This window comes from Methylomonas sp. BW4-1, assembly GCF_052474385.1.
The window spans coordinates 3,334,887-3,352,858 of record NZ_CP184125.1 but is presented as its reverse complement, the minus strand read 5'-3'; the positions used below and the strand labels follow the sequence as shown (position 1 = coordinate 3,352,858).

15 protein-coding genes and 1 pseudogene are annotated in these 17,972 nt (G+C 51.6%); 7 read left to right on the top strand and 9 right to left on the bottom strand.

All coding sequences use genetic code 11. From position 1 onward, the window contains the following. Positions 1 to 12: 12 nt before the first annotated feature. On the bottom strand, positions 13 to 1,362 hold the full coding sequence (locus ACH5Y9_RS15525) for a TolC family protein (protein ID WP_445366738.1): 1,350 nt from the start codon (positions 1,360 to 1,362) through the stop codon (positions 13 to 15). A 402-nt stretch (positions 1,363 to 1,764) separates the two neighbouring features. Continuing rightward, positions 1,765 to 3,633, bottom strand: a complete 1,869-nt coding sequence (locus ACH5Y9_RS15520) for a sigma 54-interacting transcriptional regulator (RefSeq protein ID WP_445366737.1) — start codon at positions 3,631 to 3,633, stop codon at positions 1,765 to 1,767. A 268-nt stretch (positions 3,634 to 3,901) separates the two neighbouring features. Here ACH5Y9_RS15520 and ACH5Y9_RS15515 point away from each other — a divergent pair, with 268 nt between their 5' ends. The 7 genes from ACH5Y9_RS15515 to ACH5Y9_RS15485 all read left to right on the top strand — a co-directional run bounded on the left by ACH5Y9_RS15515 (position 3,902) and on the right by ACH5Y9_RS15485 (position 8,812). Then, on the top strand, positions 3,902 to 4,180 hold the full coding sequence (locus ACH5Y9_RS15515) for a BufA1 family periplasmic bufferin-type metallophore (protein WP_445366736.1): 279 nt from the start codon (positions 3,902 to 3,904) through the stop codon (positions 4,178 to 4,180). 134 nt (positions 4,181 to 4,314) lie between these two features. After that, complete coding sequence (bufB, locus tag ACH5Y9_RS15510) at positions 4,315 to 5,196, top strand: MNIO family bufferin maturase (protein ID WP_445366735.1); 882 nt, start codon at positions 4,315 to 4,317, stop codon at positions 5,194 to 5,196. Further along, positions 5,180 to 5,956: an HvfC/BufC N-terminal domain-containing protein gene (locus ACH5Y9_RS15505; RefSeq protein ID WP_445366734.1), complete on the top strand. Its 777-nt coding sequence runs from the start codon at positions 5,180 to 5,182 to the stop codon at positions 5,954 to 5,956. Before bufB ends, ACH5Y9_RS15505 begins: the two co-directional genes overlap by 17 nt. A gap of 3 nt (positions 5,957 to 5,959) precedes the next feature. After that, positions 5,960 to 6,481: a DoxX family protein gene (locus ACH5Y9_RS15500; RefSeq protein WP_101052916.1), complete on the top strand. Its 522-nt coding sequence runs from the start codon at positions 5,960 to 5,962 to the stop codon at positions 6,479 to 6,481. Further along, positions 6,478 to 7,200 (top strand): SDR family NAD(P)-dependent oxidoreductase, encoded by a 723-nt coding sequence (locus tag ACH5Y9_RS15495; protein WP_445366733.1) that lies wholly within the window; start codon positions 6,478 to 6,480, stop codon positions 7,198 to 7,200. Before ACH5Y9_RS15500 ends, ACH5Y9_RS15495 begins: the two co-directional genes overlap by 4 nt. Before the next feature lie 46 nt (positions 7,201 to 7,246). Further along, on the top strand, positions 7,247 to 8,179 hold the full coding sequence (msrP, locus tag ACH5Y9_RS15490) for a protein-methionine-sulfoxide reductase catalytic subunit MsrP (RefSeq protein ID WP_445366732.1): 933 nt from the start codon (positions 7,247 to 7,249) through the stop codon (positions 8,177 to 8,179). A gap of 3 nt (positions 8,180 to 8,182) precedes the next feature. After that, positions 8,183 to 8,812 carry a sulfite oxidase heme-binding subunit YedZ gene (locus tag ACH5Y9_RS15485; protein ID WP_445366731.1) on the top strand — a complete coding sequence of 210 codons (630 nt, stop codon included), beginning with the start codon at positions 8,183 to 8,185 and terminating at the stop codon, positions 8,810 to 8,812. Positions 8,813 to 9,148: 336 nt separating this feature from the next. Here the strand turns inward: ACH5Y9_RS15485 and ACH5Y9_RS15480 are convergent, their stop codons facing one another. From ACH5Y9_RS15480 to ACH5Y9_RS15450, 7 genes and pseudogenes are all read right to left on the bottom strand, one after another. After that, positions 9,149 to 12,625, bottom strand: a complete 3,477-nt coding sequence (locus tag ACH5Y9_RS15480; protein ID WP_445366730.1) for a hypothetical protein — start codon at positions 12,623 to 12,625, stop codon at positions 9,149 to 9,151. Positions 12,626 to 13,180: 555 nt separating this feature from the next. Next, positions 13,181 to 14,428 (bottom strand): ATP-binding protein, encoded by a 1,248-nt coding sequence (locus tag ACH5Y9_RS15475; protein WP_445366729.1) that lies wholly within the window; start codon positions 14,426 to 14,428, stop codon positions 13,181 to 13,183. 401 nt (positions 14,429 to 14,829) lie between these two features. Further along, on the bottom strand, positions 14,830 to 15,531 hold the full coding sequence (locus tag ACH5Y9_RS15470) for a hypothetical protein (RefSeq protein ID WP_445366728.1): 702 nt from the start codon (positions 15,529 to 15,531) through the stop codon (positions 14,830 to 14,832). A 138-nt stretch (positions 15,532 to 15,669) separates the two neighbouring features. Next, on the bottom strand, positions 15,670 to 15,975 hold the full coding sequence (locus ACH5Y9_RS15465) for a hypothetical protein (protein WP_445366727.1): 306 nt from the start codon (positions 15,973 to 15,975) through the stop codon (positions 15,670 to 15,672). A 26-nt stretch (positions 15,976 to 16,001) separates the two neighbouring features. Further along, complete coding sequence (locus tag ACH5Y9_RS15460) at positions 16,002 to 16,883, bottom strand: HAD-IC family P-type ATPase (RefSeq protein WP_445366726.1); 882 nt, start codon at positions 16,881 to 16,883, stop codon at positions 16,002 to 16,004. A 76-nt stretch (positions 16,884 to 16,959) separates the two neighbouring features. Next, positions 16,960 to 17,130, bottom strand: a pseudogene (locus ACH5Y9_RS15455) (cation-transporting P-type ATPase); the annotation flags it as partial. Positions 17,131 to 17,180: 50 nt separating this feature from the next. Continuing rightward, positions 17,181 to 17,894, bottom strand: a complete 714-nt coding sequence (locus ACH5Y9_RS15450) for a DUF2490 domain-containing protein (protein WP_445366725.1) — start codon at positions 17,892 to 17,894, stop codon at positions 17,181 to 17,183. Positions 17,895 to 17,972 lie beyond the last annotated feature (78 nt).

Below are 17,972 nucleotides of genomic sequence, written 5' to 3'. Positions count from 1 at the left end.
CGTTTGAGGCTGCTATGGTAATTGAATAGGTGCCTGCGCCTTGTTGTTGGCGGTATTGTCGTTAGCAACTTCCTCGCCCAAGGCTTTGACCAAGTCGTAATAGGCATTGGCGCGGTTGATCATGGCCTGGCTGTAATCGCGCATCACGTTTTTATAACTACGCTGCGCTTCAATAAAATCCAGTACGCCGGTAGCACCCTTGCTGTAAGCCAGTTCCGCGCTGTTACGCACCGCCAGCGCATCGTCGAGTAAACCGCTTTGAAAACGCTGGACGATTTTGTCCGCGCTATTCCAGGTGGCTAGAGCATTGGCGACATCGTTACGAATGCTCAGTTCGGTTTGTTCCACCGCCAGTTGGTTTTGGTTTAACGCGACCGCCGCCTTGTCCGATTGGCCTTGATATTGATCGAACACCGGCACCGGCACACTGACGCCGACAAAAAACGAATTGAGTGCGTTATTGCTGGGATCGCGCGCATAGCCGGCATTGACGGTGACATCCGGGTATTTCAGGCGCCTGGCCAATTCCAGTTCTCTCTCGGCCTGGGCGGCCCGTTGTTTGTCGGCCAGTAAATCCGGACGCTGTTGTAGGGCTTTGTTCATCAACTCGTCTTTGGACAGGTTTTGGCCGATGTCTTGGATCTGCGGCCATTGTTCCTTGGCTTCGAAATGCAGGCTGTCGTTCGGCCAGCGCAGGATCACCGCCAAAGCGGCTTGCGCCTGTTCTACGGCGGTTTGCGCAGTATCCAGATCGGAGTTGGCGCGCATCGCTTCCATTTTCACCCTTAGAAAATCGGATTCGGCAATGTCGCCGCTGCTCATCCTCAGTTGATTGGCCTTAGAGAGGGTTTGATAATGATCGACAATTTCCTGGGCTAGCCAGCGGTTTTTTTGCGCCAGCAGCAGATCGTAATAGGCGTCTTCGACCATATTCGAAAAGATGCGCACCGCATCGCGGAAGTCGCTTTCCGCCGCCTGAGTGGCGAAGCCGCTGCTTTGGATGCGCAGGCCGCGTTTGCCGGCGACTTCGATTAACTGGCTGAAGGAAAAATATTCGGCGGGGCCGCAGGAGACGTTGACATCGTGATTGCAGCCCGTGGCATTGGAGCCCATGTTCGGCCGGTTGCTGATTTCGGAAATCTGCACGCCCAGGGTTGGATTAGGTATCGCGGCGGCAATCACCGCATCGGCGCGGGATTGGTCGATGTTGTATTGCGCGGCTATTAAATCCAGGTTGCGCTGGTAAAACAGCGTCAGCGCCTCGTCCAGGGATATGGGCACATTTTGGGCCTGCACCTGGAAAGTCAGCATAGACCCCAGCAAGCCGAGTGCCGCGCTATGGATGAAACGTTTGGTTTGCATGATCGATCCCGGAGTTGAGCACTTTATCGTGCTTGGTAAGCACTCAAAGCAAGTAGTCTGCCAAAGCCAATGTGAGATCGACAGGCCTGGAAATTTGGCTTATTTCAACCTTATTTATCGGCGGGGATTAGGATGTTAGCGGTTCTATTGACTAGAAACGGTTTATATAAACCAATTAATATCGGCGCGTGGCCGAAAAAATTCTAAGCCTGATATTCCTGCGCGGTCCTGAGGCACGCTAGTTGAAGCTGCGGATTGCCGGCAAGCAGGGGATACCGAAATGTCGGAGATACCCTGGGGCAAGTTTTTTATCAGCCTTATTCAGCATTCCTGCTGTTTGGGGCGACGCCGCCGCTCAGCCCGAAAGGCCTGGGGGATAGCGTTTTCTCGAAACGGCTATCGCTAGCGATTGGTTTTGGCGATCCCCAATTTTTGCATGCGGTAACGCAGGGTGCTTGGTTTTAAATTGAGGCGTTGCGCGGCGCCATTGGGGCCTTCAATGACCCAGCGGGTTTGTTCCATAACGCTGAGGATGTGCTCTTTAGCGATGCTATCCAGGCTGGTGTCGCCGCCTGCTGCCACGAGTTTTAGGCCGGCGTCGGCCGTCGCGGGCAACTGCTCCGGGCCGATGTCCAATATCGGCGTATCGGTGAGGATCACGGCCCGTTCGATGATATTTTCCAGCTCGCGGATATTGCCCGGCCAGCGATAGTTCTGCAAACGTTGCATCGATTGGGCGCTGACCCCGGTGATTTTTTTACCGATTTTCGGCGCGAATTTAGCGATCAAAAAGTTCACCAGCAACGGAATATCTTCCAGCCGTTCGCGTAGCGACGGTGTCCGCAGTGGAAACACATTCAGCCGATAAAATAGGTCTTCGCGAAAATTCTTTTCCGCCACTTCCGTCAGCAAATCCCGATTCGTCGCAGTAATCACCCGCACATCCATTTTGATGGGTATTTGCCCACCCACCCTTTCGAACTCCCGTTCCTGAATCACCCGCAATAATTTGACCTGCACATCCAGCGGAATTTCGCCCACTTCATCGAGGAACAGCGTGCCGCCTTCAGCCAATTCGAAGCGGCCGATGCGTTTGTTGATAGCGCCGGTGAATGCGCCTTTTTCGTGACCGAATAATTCGCTTTCAATCAAATTGGACGGCAATGCCGCGCAATTGACTTTAATCAACGGCCGGTTTTTCCGGGGACTGGCGGCGTGAATGGCGCGAGCGATCAGTTCTTTACCGGTACCCGATTCGCCTTGGATCAATACCGAGGCGTCGGTCTGCGCGACGCGCTGGACTTGGTTTAGTAAGGATTGCAGCGCCGGACTGCGGCCTATGATGTCGTCGAAATTATGCGTCGATTTAATTTCTTCCTGTAAATACAGGTTTTGCGCTTGCAGCCTGGCCTGTTCCCGTTCCATCAACACCCGTTCGGTAATGTCGATAAACATGGTGCGCATGTATTGCCGGCTGGGGTCGAGTTTGGACCACCACTGTATCCAAATCGGCTGGCAGTTATCCCTGCGGCGCAATTCCAGAACAACGCCATCGCTATTCGTACCGTCTTCGATGGACTTGAGCGCCAGCTGTAATCGCTGCTGTGCTTCGGGCGTGTCGGGTACGAAGGAACTGCCAATTAGACCCGGCACTTGTTCCGGAGTAATGCCCAGGATGCGCATGGCGGCCTGGTTGGCGGCCTGGAAACGGGTATCGGTGTCCTCGTGCACATAAGCAATCGGCGCTTCGTCGAACAAATCCTTATAGCGCTGTTCGCTCTGCTGCCGCAGTTCTTCTACCCGAATCCGGTTCAGCTCCGCCGCCGCCCGAGCCGCGAAAATCTTGAAGGTATAGAGCAAGCGGGGTTCTTCGGGCATTGCCCGTTCGTCGAATATCGCCAGGTGGCCGAGGATTTGGCCATCGGCGTCTTGCAAGGGCACGCCGAGATAACTTTCTATGCCTTCTTCCTTGGGGAAGATTTTTGCCAAGTCCGACGGGTAATGGCACAACTTGCCGGCCAGCACATCGACGCAGGGGGTGCCGGCCAGTTCCCATTCCTGATTGTCTATAAATTGACCGTGCTCCCAGAAGGCCAAGGACCTTATCCGGGTTTTATCGCTGGTGAATTCGGCGATAAAGCCGTTCGCTACTCCAATGGCCGTGCACAGACTACGCACCAGCGATCTTAAAAAATCCTCGCCGGTGGTTTGCACGGTGCCTTCCACCAGCGCCCGCAGTATGGCCAGTTCCGACGAGTCGACAGTTTGCATGAGTGAAATGGTCCGGTTGCTTGCATTGAATAGCATTCTAACCAGCGGCCGCCACAACACCAAGCCGCAACTATTCGCGGTAGCCACAACTATTGGTGGATTTTCGGCGATTGGGATACGGCTTGAATTTACTTGGTAATTTATAAGTGTTTGTTTTTATTTGCATGTTTTGTTTTAAAGCGTTTTGGCATGCCGCTTGCGATTAGTTAAGCGTCTGCCGGGAAATCGGTGGACTCCACCAAATCATTTAACGACTAGGAAAAGACTGATGAAAAACGTAAACACTGTTGTATCGACCGCCATGGCTTCTTTGATCGTATTAGGGGCGTCAGGCTTGCCATCGCTAGCCTTTGCCGCCGACAAAAAAGATATGGAGAAATGTTACGGCGTAGCCAAAGCCGGCAAAAACGACTGCAAAACGCTGTCTAATGCCTGTGCCGGACATTCCACCGCCGATAATCAAAAAGATGCCTTTATCGCCGTGCCTGCCGGCACTTGCGAGCGCATCGTCGGCGGTAGCATGGAAGCGCCCGCGGACATGAAATAACGGCACAGGCGCCGGTTACTAGGCCGCGCGAACCGTTAAAGAGCGCAGTCATGCCGGCAGCGATTGCCGGCATCCCACTCATAAGGTTCTGCGCTGTTTAGACGACACCCTTTCACCATTAAATCGAGTACCACATGACTCTCACGAAGCCACTCGCTAAACAGGTATCAGTGAGCTCGGCGATTCCGGCGCAAGCCGGAATCGGCCTTCGCTCTCAGCATCACCGGGATGCCCTAAACCACCCCGTCCGGCCGGCATGGTTGGAAGTCCATAGCGAAAACTACTTCGGCAACGGCGGTATTCCGTTACGCGACTTGGAAGCCATCCGAGCCGATTATCCGATCAGCTTACATGGGGTTGGTATGTCGCTGGGTTCTGTTGACCCGTTGAATCGGCAACACTTACGGCAACTGCGCGATCTGATTCAGCGGATCGAACCGGGGTTGGTGTCCGAGCATTTAAGCTGGAGTGCCTTTGGCGGTAGGTACTTGAACGATCTGCTGCCATTACCCTATACCGATGAGACGTTGGCCCATTTAGCTGCGCGCATCTTGCAGGCACAAGATTTTTTAGGCAGACCGCTGTTGATCGAGAATCCTTCCAGTTATTTGGAATACGGCTTTTCCAGCTATACGGAAAGCGAATTTCTCAACGAACTTACCCGGCGTTGCGGCTGCGGGATTTTGTTGGACGTGAACAACCTTTACGTGTCTTGCGTAAATCACGGCTGGCAGGCGCTGGCGTATTTAAACGACATAGCTGCCGACAAGGTCGGCGAAATTCATTTGGCCGGGCATGCCGTCAATCAATTCGGCGGGCAGAGCATTCTGATCGACACCCACAACGCGCCGGTCAGCGATGCAGTCTGGCAACTCTATCAAACAGCTATACAGCGTTTCGGTTGCCGTCCGACCTTGATCGAATGGGATGCCGATCTGCCACCCTGGCCGGTGTTGGTGGCGGAAGCCGCAAAAGCCGACAGGTTTCTGGAGCAGGCTTATGCACAGGCTGCGTGAGTTACAGCGGGATTTTTCCCGCTTTGTGTTGCAAGAATCCCAGCAATTGCCGACGGGCGTGAAGTCGATGGGCTTGAGTGCCGAGCAACGGCTGGCTATTTATCGAAATAATACCCGGCTTGGTTTAACGGCGGCCTTGCGCGACAGCTATCCGGTCGTGAACCGACTGGTCGGTGAGGGCTTTTTTGCCGGGCTGGCTGCTGCTTACATCAAAAGCTACCCGCCGCAATCGGCTTGCCTGTTGGCATACGGCGCGCATTTTTCCGAGCTGATAAGCGGGTTTGCCGCCGCGCAAAGCTTGGCTTATTTAGCCGATGTCGCCAAGCTGGAGTGGCTGTGGCACGAAGCCTACCACGCTGCCGATGCGCCGATACTGTCCGCTACAGCGTTGGCGCAGATCGATCCAGCTGCCTACGGCCGCTTGGTTTTCAGGCTGCATCCCAGCGCACGCTTCATTGCCTCGGAGTATCCAATAGCCCGGATCTGGGCCAATAACCAGGCCGATGACGCCAGCCGGGAATACATCGATTTGCGTAACGGAGCTTGTTGCTTGTTGCTGTACCGTCCGGATCGACAGGTGGAAATCGATAGTCTGGATCAAGCGGAATATCAATTTCTACGGTTGTTGGCTGTTGGCACGACGCTAAACGGAACAGTCGAGACCGTGCTTGCCGATCACCCCGATGCAAATGTGCCTGTCCTGTTGCAACGCTGTTTGCTTAAAGGCCTGTTAACCGATTTTTATCTCGCGGATGTCTAACACATGCATACACACATCATTGCCAAATTATTAGCGCCGTTTTATCGGCCGCAAAGCTGGGGCCGTCGCTGCGGCCTGTTACTGGGCAGTTTGACTCCGTTGAGTAGTTTGCTGCTGCGCTGCTGGGTTGCTTATGCGTTCTGGATTTCTGGATTGCTGAAACTCCAAAGCTGGGACAGCACCTTATATCTCTTCGAAAACGAATACGCGGTGCCGCTATTGCCCGCCGGGTTGGCAGCGGTGCTGGCGACCGCAGTCGAACTTATCGGTCCGGCCTTATCGGCCCTGGGTCTTTGCGGGCGCGCCGCGGCAATAGTGCTGTTTTTATTCAATATCGTCGCGGTGATTTCCTACCCGGATTTGGGCAGTGCCGGCATTGAGCAACATAAACAATGGGGTGTCATGTTGTTGATCTGTTGCTTGCAGGGTCCGGGCAAACTGTCGCTTGATGAATTAATCTGCCGCTACTTGTTCCCAGTGAATGTTGGCGCAGTCAGGTCGGCATTAAAACGGGAGAATGCATGAACGTCCCGAACGGCGGAGCGCCGCTATCGGGGCAAACCGCGTTGGTGGTTCGCGGCGACTGCGGCATCGGCGCGGTGGTGGCGGAGGCGTTTGCCGCTGCCGGTGCCAAGGTGTTGCTCAATTATCCGCACGAAAGCGCGGCAGCGGACCGCATCGCCCAGCGGATTCGGGTTAAGCAGGGACAAGCCATGATATTTCAAGCCGATCTTAGCCGAGAAAGCCAGGTTATCAGTATGTTCGATGTACTTGCCGCCTATTGGAGCCGCTTGAATGTGCTAGTGACGAATGCCGATCTGGCGCTTGCTGTGCCGACTGGTGGTATAGATCCGGAGCAATGGCGGGAAGTTTTGCGGCAAAATTTGGCCGAGCAGTTTTTATGCGTCAGACAGGCGCTGCGCGAGTTTACCGAACGCGGCGGGCAAACCGCTAGCGCAGCGGCACCGAGCAACATCATCTGCGTATCCACTATTCAGGGCGGCCCAGGCGATAGCGAGCAACCCTACTATGCAGTCTGTAAGGCCGACTCGGCCGGATTATGCAAGGCTTTGGTTGGTGCGCGTGGTCAAGAAAATGCGGACAGCCCTGTCGGTGTGCCGACCGCGAAACATTTGATTGAAACTTGGAACGGCCTGCCGGCGCCGGACTCGATAGCGCTGTTATCACCCGATCCGGAGCAAATAGCAAAAACCGCCGTCGGCTTGGCTGCGCTCGCAGATTAACCAGTCTGGCGAATTACCATCATTATTAGAGCAGAGGCTCATCGAAATGAAACCGTATAAACCACCCGCTATCCCCTCGTCGGAAATCACACCGCAAGCCCTGTTCCAGGCGCGGCGAAAATTTATGCAAACGGCAGGCGGTGCCGCGCTGGCAGCCGTGTGGCCGCAGACACTATGGGCGATGGATAATTTAGGCGGGCTTGGAAAATCTAAATACAGCGTGACGGATGAACTCACACCTCGGCAGGCTGTTACCGAATACAACAACTTTTATGAGTTCGGCACCAGCAAAGATCAGCCGGCCATCAATGCCGGCAGCCTGCAAACCCGGCCCTGGACCATCACGGTAGAAGGCGAAGTGAAAGAAACCAAGGTATTTGATATTGATGAGTTACTGAAAATGGCGGCGCTGGAAGAGCGGGTTTATCGCCTGCGCTGTGTAGAAGCCTGGTCGATGGTAGTGCCTTGGCTCGGCTATTCGCTGGCGGAATTGCTCAAGCGGGTGGAACCGACCGGCAATGCCAAGTTCGTCGAATTTGTCAGCCTGCACGATCCGGCCCAAATGCCGGGACAAAAGTCCGCGGTGCTGGATTGGCCCTACCGCGAGGGCTTGCGGATGGACGAAGCCATGCATCCTTTGACGTTATTGACCTTTGGTTTGTACGGGGAGGTGTTGCCCAAGCAAAACGGCGCGCCGGTCCGCATCGTCATGCCCTGGAAATATGGATTTAAAAGTGCCAAATCCATCGTCAAAATCCGGCTGGTCGAACAGCAACCTCTGACCAGTTGGATGAAAGCCGGGCCGGGTGAATACGGCTTTTACGCCAACGTTAATCCCGAGGTCGATCATCCGCGCTGGAGCCAGGCCAAGGAGCGGCGCATCGGCGAATTTCTGAAACGCAAAACCCTGATGTTCAACGGTTATGCCGACGAAGTGGCGGCACTGTACGCCGGCATGGACTTGCAGCGGAATTTTTAAGCCATGACGATCAAAAATCTCGACAACCGTGTACTGCTCCGGGTGAAAGCGGCCGTATTTCTGACGGCTTTGCTGCCGTTCGCCAAATTGGCCGTCGCCGCTTATGCGGATGAATTGGGCGCCAATCCCATTGAAAAGATGACCCACGTTACCGGGTACTGGGCTTTGAGTTTTTTGCTGATCACTTTGGTGGTCACGTCGCTGCGGCGTCTGTCGGGCTGCTTATGGCTGATGCGCTTGCGGCGCATGCTGGGTTTGTTTGCGTTTTTTTATGCGTCGTTGCACTTTGCGATCTACTTGGTTTTGGATCAATATTTCGATTGGCAGGCAATCGCTAAAGACATCCTGAAACGGCCGTATATCACCGTCGGTTTTAGCGCATTTGTGGCGCTGATTCCGCTGGCCTTGACCTCAAATGACACCATTATCCGCCGCCTGGGCGGCAAACGCTGGCGGGCATTACATCGCTTAACTTATCCGTGCGCAATTGCCAGCGTGGTGCATTTCGGCTGGCTGGTGAAAAAAGATCTAAGCAGACCTATGATGTTTGCGCTTGTACTGGCTTTGCTGCTGGGTATGCGCGTGGCTTACCGCTTGGCCGGTAACCGCGCTGCACATCAAAAGGCTGTTTAGTTGGCCTTGTGAGTATTTCCCTCGGGAAATCGGCCACCGGTTTCGGCTTAATGACGCCCGTATTCAGTGACAGTCATTGAAGGTTAGAAGTGTTGGGATCGGTCATTTCTTGTTTGAGGTCAGCATATAGGCGGTGACTGCAATGTTGCGCTACGCGGGTGTCCGGAATTTTAATAGTTGTGACACAATTACCCCGTTTGCTTGTTACGCCAACGCTAGCCAAAACACCTAAATACCCTGCCCGAGTTTGTGATGTTTACGCATACTCGGACATGTCCCCACGGCCTCGGATTTAGCTAAAATCAAGCGTTGATTTAAAACCAGTTGCAGGCCGTCTTAATTTAGTTTTGATGGCGTTGTTGCAGAAACGTCAAGCACGAAGACGTCGATTAATTTTCGTTCCGCCGGTGTCAATGTGGCCTTCAGCATTTCTTCCAAGTCGGCGGCGGATTTAGGCGGCGGCAGACCGTCTGGATGAGTCGGCAACCTTTTAAAGTTAAACCACAAAACCAAATACAAGCCACGGCCTTCGGTTTCCGGTGAGATGGTGTAGCGCGGTATCAATTGTTGGTGAATGGTCTTCCACAAATCGCGGTGATAATCGCGTTTGATTTCGATGGGCAGGTAATATGATCGGCCTCCATGGATGAAGGACAATTTGATGTCGGCGCGCTTCTCATTGGCTTGTAATGCTTCCGGGTCGACGGCGACTTCGTATTTCAGTAGCATCGGCGTGAGTCGATCGGCCAGATAATTGCGACTGACTTCTTCGTATCTAGGATCTTCTTCGGAGTAAGGTTCTTTAGGGTCTAAAGCTTCCTTACCCCTTAAATTCCAGAAATGCTGGTACGGATTGGTACTGCTGGTATGCATTTCCGCCGCCAATTGCTGCAAACAATCCAACGCCAATACGGAAAGATCGGCAACGTTAGCCGGTTTTCGATCATTCCACGTTTCGATGACTTGGCATGCGTCGGGGTGTTTATAGAGCGCTTCGCGGCGGCTGATTTGTTGGGTTTGTTGGGCGTCACGGATTAGTGAGTGCCAGGCAATCAAGTTTGGCTGTTCGAGTAATTCGGCCATAACCTTTTCGGCTTCCTCTTCGGGATTCGCCGCCAAGTTGTTTATCAAATTCCGAACATAATCCCGCTCTTCCATTGCCCGCGTGACGAATCCGCTTCCTCTAGGCCAAACTGGTTGACAGCGGGGTGCCAGCAACGCTATCAGCATACCTATCGTAGTAACCCTTTCAAGGCTGAAGTAGGGTTCGTTACCATGCATCGGCAATAAGAACGAAGACAAATGATTGATACGGATAGCGTTGTCGGTCACTTCCAGTTTGATCTTCGTTTCGTAAATGCTTGGATTAATGACCAACCCCGTGGCAAGCCAATAAATACGCTGTGCTAAATCCATGCCTTTGCAAGCTAATTTTTTTTCAATTAGAGCTAACAACGAATTTTTGTCAGCCTGAGAGATAGCCGCTTTCAATAAATATTTAAGATGGTGGATGTGATCTTTGTAGCCGCGAACCGGATATTTTTCGAGTAACGGCAATACAATGCGACGGGCTATCGGTAAGCCGTGAGCGTCAGAGGTAAAATAAGAAATTCCATGAATAAATTTAGCCTTGGCATTTAGTAAGGTTGCGATGTAATCGAAATATGCTTTAGCAACAAAATCAGGCCTAGAATAGCATAATGATTTAAACCATTCGTCTTCGAACGCACTCTGCGTAAAGCAAAATGCAATCGCACTATTAATTAAACTATCGTTTAAGGTTTCTAGAAATTTATTGTTCTCTAAATACAAAATTTCAATGCATACCAGGAACGGTCGCCTGATATAGTGATATTCATTTTTTACATCAGCGGCCAATATTTCTTCCGCTCCAGGAATATCAGTTCTATCCAATATTTTTCGCAATCCGCTTTTTGCGGATTTAATCAGAATCTCGTCATCGTTTAGATACTCAGCTAATCGCTGTTCATTAGACTTCCCGCTTACACTAACTCTATCATCAAAATATTGTGAAATTTGGTCGTAAACAAAAGGCTCAGCCGTGCCAGCAGCAATGCCATCCAAATTTGCATAAAAAAAACTTAATTTCTCATCCAATTCCTGTTTGCGTTGACGCTGCCACTGGGCTTTGGATTCGACTCGTTTTTTCCACCATTCAGGAATGTGGCAAACCTTTAGCTTATTAAAAATACCAATAAATTCATGATGCTGTGAGACAAATGCGGTTAATTCCTCAAGAGTCAAAATGCTGTTTTGGCTGTAGAGAGTTGAAAACGCTTGTTCGAAATAAATATTTTTTCGATCTTGACCGATTTGGACTAACGCCAAATTTAACCACCAAGCGCCTATATTTTTCGGAGGAACAGCTTTTCGGAAGCGCTCGAATATTTTAGCGATCTCATATCTTATATTTTCCTCGTTTCCTATGTGTCTCAAACCTTCTGAAATCAAGTGGAAATATTTTCCAGGGTTTGCCTCCAGCCATTCCGAAATTTTCGTTTTGTGCTCCTGCGGCAATCTGCACTCATCGTATTCGTCAATTCCGATCGATAACCAACAATAAAGCCTTTCATCAGAAATAGATAGACCATGCAAAGTTAATCCCCGCACCAATAAGTCGCCAGCCACACCAAATAAATCATCTAATATGGCATGTATCTTCTCTGTTCCAATGCAAGATAGTCTGTCTAAAACTTCAGGGAGTTCACCATCAGTTATACCGTGCAAAAATTGATTTTTCCAAAAACGAATACAAGAGACTCTGTTGCCGTCACCCTGCTTGCCTATGAATCGAATAATATCCGCAGATTTAATTTTTGATAAATACAGTTTGCTTAATAAAACTTCGAATAAGTCATTACGTGCATCTTCAACGACTTTATTGTGAATGTCTTCCAACAAGATCAATAAGCTCTCATAGTCGCCTGGATATAGTCGACAAAAAGCACTCAAGGCATAACTTCTAGTGGCTTCCCAATACGTTTTGTCTCTGACAATCGTTAATAATTGACGATTTATATTTAGCTCATTTACCGTGCTGCATAGCCCTTGCAATAAACAATACAGCAGATATTGCTCACCATCGCCACGCCCCGGACTGACGAGTACTTGTATTAAATCGCCCGCCAAATCCTTTGTGCACAAGGCCGAAAACGCCGTGGTATGCCAATCTCGGTTGGGAAAACCGGTGGTTTGCGCTTCCCGAATTAAGGCACGCAATAATCTGGATTTCGTGTGCGTCGGAAACAACTGCACATCCCCATACACCACCACACCCAAGGGATCGATTTCGATCAAGCGGTCGCGCGCCGGCTCCGACAATACGGCCAACCAGGCCATCAAACCGCGCAGCGCGGCAACGATGCCGCCGTCTACGCCGATCGTTAGCGCCAATACTCGATTGACCAATAAGCCATCCTTGATCTTGCCGGCAATGAAGTACGCCGCGAGATATTCCGCGACGCTACGATGTACATAGCTATATTCGTCGCCCACCTTTCTGAACAAGCGGGACTTTAAGGCGGCGCGGCTCGCCACAGGAAGGTCGAGAGAAGCAAGACTGATGCGGCCCGGTTGGGCGTAACCTTCGCTGAAACCCGACAGGTTGGCGAGCAATTGAATCGCACATAGCAAGCCTACCGCGTCGAGCAACGCTGGAATATTAACCGTGGATTTTTCGGCAACCCTATGTTCGTCGTTAAATTCCGCCGCCAATTGTTCCGATGTCAGCCGGTATAGCTGTTGCTTGGTGGATGGCCATTCCCGCCCGCCCTTGACGGCATCAATCAGCATGTCCAGGGTTTGTGGGTTGTCCAGCAAACCGGACAGGCCGGAGTGTTCCGCTTTTTCGATGAAACTATCGGTATCGCCGACACGCTTGTCGTTAGCAAGTATCGCCGTCACGTCGCCACTGTTTAATGGGTCTAAATACAGCACGCTAACAGGGCTGATTTTAGATAAATCTCTGCTATCCAGCGCACCCAGCCAATCGGCTTCGCGGCAGGAAATGCGGAACCGTTTACAACCCAATTTATTGAGTCTGCCGCGAATGGCGTCCAGTGGCGTTCGCGCGTCGTCCTTGCCGGCTCGGGCCTCGTCTAGGCCATCAATGAACAGGGTTTTCTCCTGCCATTCCTCATTATCTAAATAGATAAAGTCTCTGGCGGAAATGTAATGACCGCCGGTAAGCTTGGCTTCGACTTCGAACAACGTGGATTTCCCTGCGCCCGGTTCGCCAAGCAATACATAGGCCGGCCGGTCTCTGTAGTCGGCGATAGGAAGGCTTTCGGCAGGAGTGTCTTCAGTGGTTTTTTCGGTGACGGTGCGGGGGACGCGAAACAGCATGAACTAATCCAACCAATATTCGGCGGGTTGAGACAGAAATTCCGCCAGCGGCACACCGCCAGCGCCGACCAGAATTTTTGTAGCGTGGGGATATTTTTCGGCAAACACGTTTAACCCTGCCGATACCACCGGCTTGGGCGCGCTTTTGACTTCTATCGCCGCCAGTTTCTTGCCTTTAGCCAGCACGAAATCGACTTCCTGGTTGCCTTCGCGCCAATAGTAAAGTTTGGTGTCTTCGTCGGCGGTATTGAGCAGATGCGCGCCGATGCTGCTTTCCACCAAACGTCCCCAATAACTGCGATCGGCCTGTGCCTCGGCGAAGCTGTAATCCTGTAGCGCCGACATCAGCGCTGTGTTGAACACATGCAGTTTAGGCGCGGAATTGCGCTTGCGGACTTCCTGGCCGGCGTATTTATGCAGGCCAGCTAATAGTTTGGTTTCGGTCAGTAGATGCAGGTAATCGGCCAAGGTTTCGGTGTGTTTGGCTTCGATGATGCTTGCTATCATTTTGGTTAACGACAATTCCTGGCCGGAATAATGGCAACCTAGTTCGAACAACTGTTTCAGCAGCATCGGATTTTTGATGCGCACCATTTGCAGGATGTCTTTTTCGATATTGGGCTGAACCAAGCTATCGCGTACGTAGCGGCGCCAGCGCGTTTCGTCTTTTATCAGCCAGGCGCTGCCGGGATAACCGCCGAAATAAATGTATTGTTCGAGTGAAAAATCAAAGGCCTGTTGCATTTCGGCAAAGCCCCAGTGGCTGACGGGCAGGGTTTCATAACGTCCGGCCAGACTCTCCGACAAGCCTTTTTGCATCAACAATGGCGCCGAGCCTAGCAGCACGACATGCATCGGCACGCCATTGGCGCGATCGGCATCCCATAAGCCCTTGACGATGTCTGACCAATGCTCGATTTTTTGGATTTCGTCTATCGCAAACACAAAGATGTCGTCGCTTTGCGCGGTTTTCAGCCAGGCGGCAGTGCGGTTTCTCGCTTCTTGCCAATGGAAGGCCAGCCAACCCCTATCTTTCTTTTGCGGCGGGGAGATAGTTGCGGACGAATCAAAGTCGGCAGCAAATTCATCGTCCACTGACACGTAGTAGCCTTGCGTCGGTTTGGCTGAAACAATGTCGCGGATGATGGTGGTTTTGCCGACCTGCCTTGGGCCGGCGAGTAAGTTGATAAAGTGAACTGGATCGCCGAGACGGTTTTTGAGTAGCGCTTCCTGGGGGCGGGTGTATTTCATGTTACGATACTGAGTAAATTTACTCAGTATCGTAAAGCCAGCAGCAGGTCCTTGTCTATTGTTTCGCGTCAACCTTGAGTTTTGCCGGCATAATTTAAGAAATCCCTTCAAGGCCAATGCCAACCATTTTTACTTTTTATCGTACGCAGTCTGGTGGAGCAATGCTTCCGGCAAATGACTAACCAAGTTAATGATGTCATCGGCAATAGCCGTGGCGTCTGCTAAGTTGTCATTAACCCGGCCCTTAAATACCTTTTATCCTGACTTTATCGAAGGGTGCGCCAAATCAGGCTTCGACCAGCTCAGTCCGAACGGAATATCGGTGATAAATAGGACCGGGTTAATAGTGACGCCATGCTGTTACTGCCGGGACATTTACAGGGCATGGCGCTTATTCTGATTTACGGTAAGGTGCAAGTGCCGTTGCCGCCGTCTCTAATGTAGTAGTCGGTGGAAACCGTGCCATTGGCTGCCGAGATTACGTTCAAACCCGACCCCAGAAACACGGGTACTGATTTTCGGGTGGTTCCGTTCAATTGGGTTAACGGCGTGCCATTGACAGATACGTTTAATAGGTAACTGCCATTATCGAACAGGTTGACGAAGTACTGGGTATTACCGCTAGCCGGGTTTAAGGCACAGCCTGGGGTGACGGTGGTATAAGATTTTCTACTGGCAGCGTATTCGAGAACGCCGTCAGCGCTGAAAGTGTTAGCTGACGTATCGGGTAGATCGCAGAAGCCCGGTTGTACGGTGAAGGCGTAGGTATCAGCTGTTCTTCTAGACAGGGCGACCACAACAGAGTTATTACCATCAACAAGCCAGACAGCGACATCGGGTTGCGACGCGGTAACTTTGGTCACAATTCCGCCATTGAGAGTAATCGTGGCCTTATCTTTTGACCTTGGGTTGAAGAGGCCGGTTTGAACGGTTGCCGCTTGCAGGCCGGTGGCTGGATTTACCGCACACTGAACCATAGACGAGGCAAAGGTTTTTCCGCTTGGGCCGATTTGAATGGTCGTTGCAGCCTCAACCCTAGGGATTGCAGATAAGACCGAGAGAATTGCCAATAGCTGTATTGACAAGCTTTTTATCGTTTTCATATTCCAAATGCCTTTAGATTAATTAGAGCGGTCTAAATTACTATTTGGCGATGAATTGAATGTTAATTCCACATTAGGGTTAAGTTAAATTTCGCTTCGAAGCGAGTCTGCCGCATTCGCAGGGAAAGCGAAAATCAATCATACAATTTCGAAAGAAAAAATGAGGGCAATGACTGTCATCGACACCAGCACAATGATAAAAAGCACTTCCGCCCAGCGTTCCAAACCTATGGTTGAGCGCTCCAGCCGAATCGACAAAAACGATAACAACGCACTGATGGTGAATAGCAAACTGTCTATTGCCAACGCCTTGTCGATCACGTAACCGACCATGCCTGAAGGCTGACTTTTGACGATGCTGATGACCATAATGCAAACACCTACCATCGTGGCCGAATTGGGCAAAATGTGGTGGGAAAGGTCGTTATTGAGAGCGTGTTTCATTGAATATTTTTTAAGCACTATGGTGGCTATAGGTTTACGTGGCGATAGAAAATCCGTTTCGCCAATTCCGCGGTCAGGATGTAAAGCAATACGATCAAACTCAGCCAACCGATAATCGCCGTCGGCAGCGGTTGAAAGCCTATGAACGGCGCCAAAGGCGTATAAGGCAATGCCGACGTCAGCGCGACGATGGTGGCGGTGGTGAGCATTAAATATCGGCCGGGACGATTGCTGAATAAGCTGTTTTGGCTGCGCACCACGAACACGATCAGCGCAGCGGAAATCACCGATTCGCAAAACCAGCCGGTGCGGAATTGCTCGACCGGTACTTGCAGCCACAACAACACGCCGAAGGTCAGGTAATCGAACACCGAGCTGATAATGCCGAAGGTAATCATAAATTTGCGGATAAAGGAGATATCCCAGCGGTGCGGCTTGCCGAGCATTTCCGGATCGACGTTGTCGGAAGCGATGGTCATTTCCGGAAAATCGGTCAGCAGATTGGTCAGCAAGATTTGCTTGGGCAGTAGCGGCAGGAACGGTAAAAACAGTGACGCGCCGGCCATGCTGAACATATTGCCGAAGTTGGCGCTGGTGGCCATGAACACATACTTAAGGGTATTGGCAAAGGTCGTGCGGCCTTCGCGTATCCCCGCCAGCAACACCCGCAGATTTTTTTCCAGCAACACGATTTGCGCGGTCTGCTTGGCGACGTCGGCGGCGCTGTCCACCGAAATACCTACATCCGCAGCGTGCAGCGCCGAGACATCGTTAATGCCGTCGCCCATGTAACCGACCACGAAGCCGGCTTTCTTTAGCGCGACGATGATGCGCTCTTTCTGATTGGGCTCGATTTCGGCGAATAAATTGACTTGGGCCACTTGATTGATCAAGGCTGTTTCGCTCATCCCGGCCAGATCGGCCGGTGGCAAACAGCAGGATCAGAATAATCGAACTTTTGAATTGCCCGAAAAATAAGCTGATAGTGCTGGGCGGTTTGTGATTCTGTAAACGGTTATCGCCATACTGTTTTAGCCGCGATACGGATTCCTGCCGGGTCAGACCGTGTTCATCGGCTTGCAACTGCTGGAATAGTGCCTGGATCGGGTGATGCCAAAATGCTTTTACTTGTTTGGGGATAGCTTTGATGGGCATCTGCGACCTCGATAATTGTTGGAGCGGCGCTGGTGTTTAAAGCCCGCTGCTTAAAAATTAACAAACACCGACGCCATCCCCAAATGCCGCATCGTCGCCGCGCTGTGATTGGCGTTATCGAGATATTGGTTCATATAGCCCAGTTCGGTTCTAACGTTTTTGTTGAAGCTCCAGCCGAAGCCGGCAAACGCCCGATTTTGATCAAATCCGGACTTGCCGCCGAAGGTGGTGGAATTGACCCGGTAAAAGGCTTCATCCCAAGCAATCAGGCTAAAGCGCGGTTCGAACTCAAGCGGATGCATGAATTTGATCATTTGCCGGGGACGTTCGCGTAATTGGCTGCCATTTAAAAAGTTGGTTTCCCACATGGTCCGGAAGGTAAAAGTGCCGATCTCCGTGGGCAATACATACCGAAATGCCGGCCAAATATCCTGTTGCGAGACATAAGATTTACCGATGTTTTGAGTCGGTAGCCAAGTGTAACCGGCCCAGAGTGTGGCTCGGTCGCTTAGGGCATAACCGGCCGCCGTGCGCACCATGCCTTGATACCAATGACCCCATTCGCCATCGAAGCGCGATTGGCCTTCCAGCCAAACCCGGCCGTTTTTCAGGCTGGGATCGATAAAGCCCATGCTGCCTTCGGCCACGGCTTGTAACCAGGCGCCGGAGTCTTCAAGCAATTCAGTAGCGTTTACAGCGGTCGAAGTAACCAGTAGCGAGCATACGCAGCAGGAATACCATAATGTTCGCGATAGTGTGTGCATGACGATTCTCCAAAATTTAAGCAAAAGCGTCTGTATCTCCCGGTGTTATCGGGAGAGGAACGGGCTTTTGGCGGGGTT

What these genes read in the sequence shown, in the direction of transcription:
- ACH5Y9_RS15515 (WP_445366736.1), top strand. Translation starts at nt 3,902, where the DNA reads ATGAAAAACGTAAACACTGTTGTATCGACCGCCATGGCTTCTTTGATC.
- ACH5Y9_RS15480 (WP_445366730.1), bottom strand. Translation starts at nt 12,625, where the DNA reads ATGCTGATTGATGCCGTCAAGGGCGGGCGGGAATGGCCATCCACCAAG.
- ACH5Y9_RS15450 (WP_445366725.1), bottom strand. Translation starts at nt 17,894, where the DNA reads ATGCACACACTATCGCGAACATTATGGTATTCCTGCTGCGTATGCTCG.
- ACH5Y9_RS15520 (WP_445366737.1), bottom strand. Translation starts at nt 3,633, where the DNA reads ATGCAAACTGTCGACTCGTCGGAACTGGCCATACTGCGGGCGCTGGTG.
- bufB (WP_445366735.1), top strand. Translation starts at nt 4,315, where the DNA reads ATGACTCTCACGAAGCCACTCGCTAAACAGGTATCAGTGAGCTCGGCG.
- ACH5Y9_RS15465 (WP_445366727.1), bottom strand. Translation starts at nt 15,975, where the DNA reads ATGAAACACGCTCTCAATAACGACCTTTCCCACCACATTTTGCCCAAT.
- ACH5Y9_RS15460 (WP_445366726.1), bottom strand. Translation starts at nt 16,883, where the DNA reads ATGAGCGAAACAGCCTTGATCAATCAAGTGGCCCAAGTCAATTTATTC.
- ACH5Y9_RS15505 (WP_445366734.1), top strand. Translation starts at nt 5,180, where the DNA reads ATGCACAGGCTGCGTGAGTTACAGCGGGATTTTTCCCGCTTTGTGTTG.
- ACH5Y9_RS15470 (WP_445366728.1), bottom strand. Translation starts at nt 15,531, where the DNA reads ATGAAAACGATAAAAAGCTTGTCAATACAGCTATTGGCAATTCTCTCG.
- ACH5Y9_RS15500 (WP_101052916.1), top strand. Translation starts at nt 5,960, where the DNA reads ATGCATACACACATCATTGCCAAATTATTAGCGCCGTTTTATCGGCCG.
- ACH5Y9_RS15485 (WP_445366731.1), top strand. Translation starts at nt 8,183, where the DNA reads ATGACGATCAAAAATCTCGACAACCGTGTACTGCTCCGGGTGAAAGCG.
- ACH5Y9_RS15525 (WP_445366738.1), bottom strand. Translation starts at nt 1,362, where the DNA reads ATGCAAACCAAACGTTTCATCCATAGCGCGGCACTCGGCTTGCTGGGG.
- ACH5Y9_RS15495 (WP_445366733.1), top strand. Translation starts at nt 6,478, where the DNA reads ATGAACGTCCCGAACGGCGGAGCGCCGCTATCGGGGCAAACCGCGTTG.
- ACH5Y9_RS15475 (WP_445366729.1), bottom strand. Translation starts at nt 14,428, where the DNA reads ATGAAATACACCCGCCCCCAGGAAGCGCTACTCAAAAACCGTCTCGGC.
- msrP (WP_445366732.1), top strand. Translation starts at nt 7,247, where the DNA reads ATGAAACCGTATAAACCACCCGCTATCCCCTCGTCGGAAATCACACCG.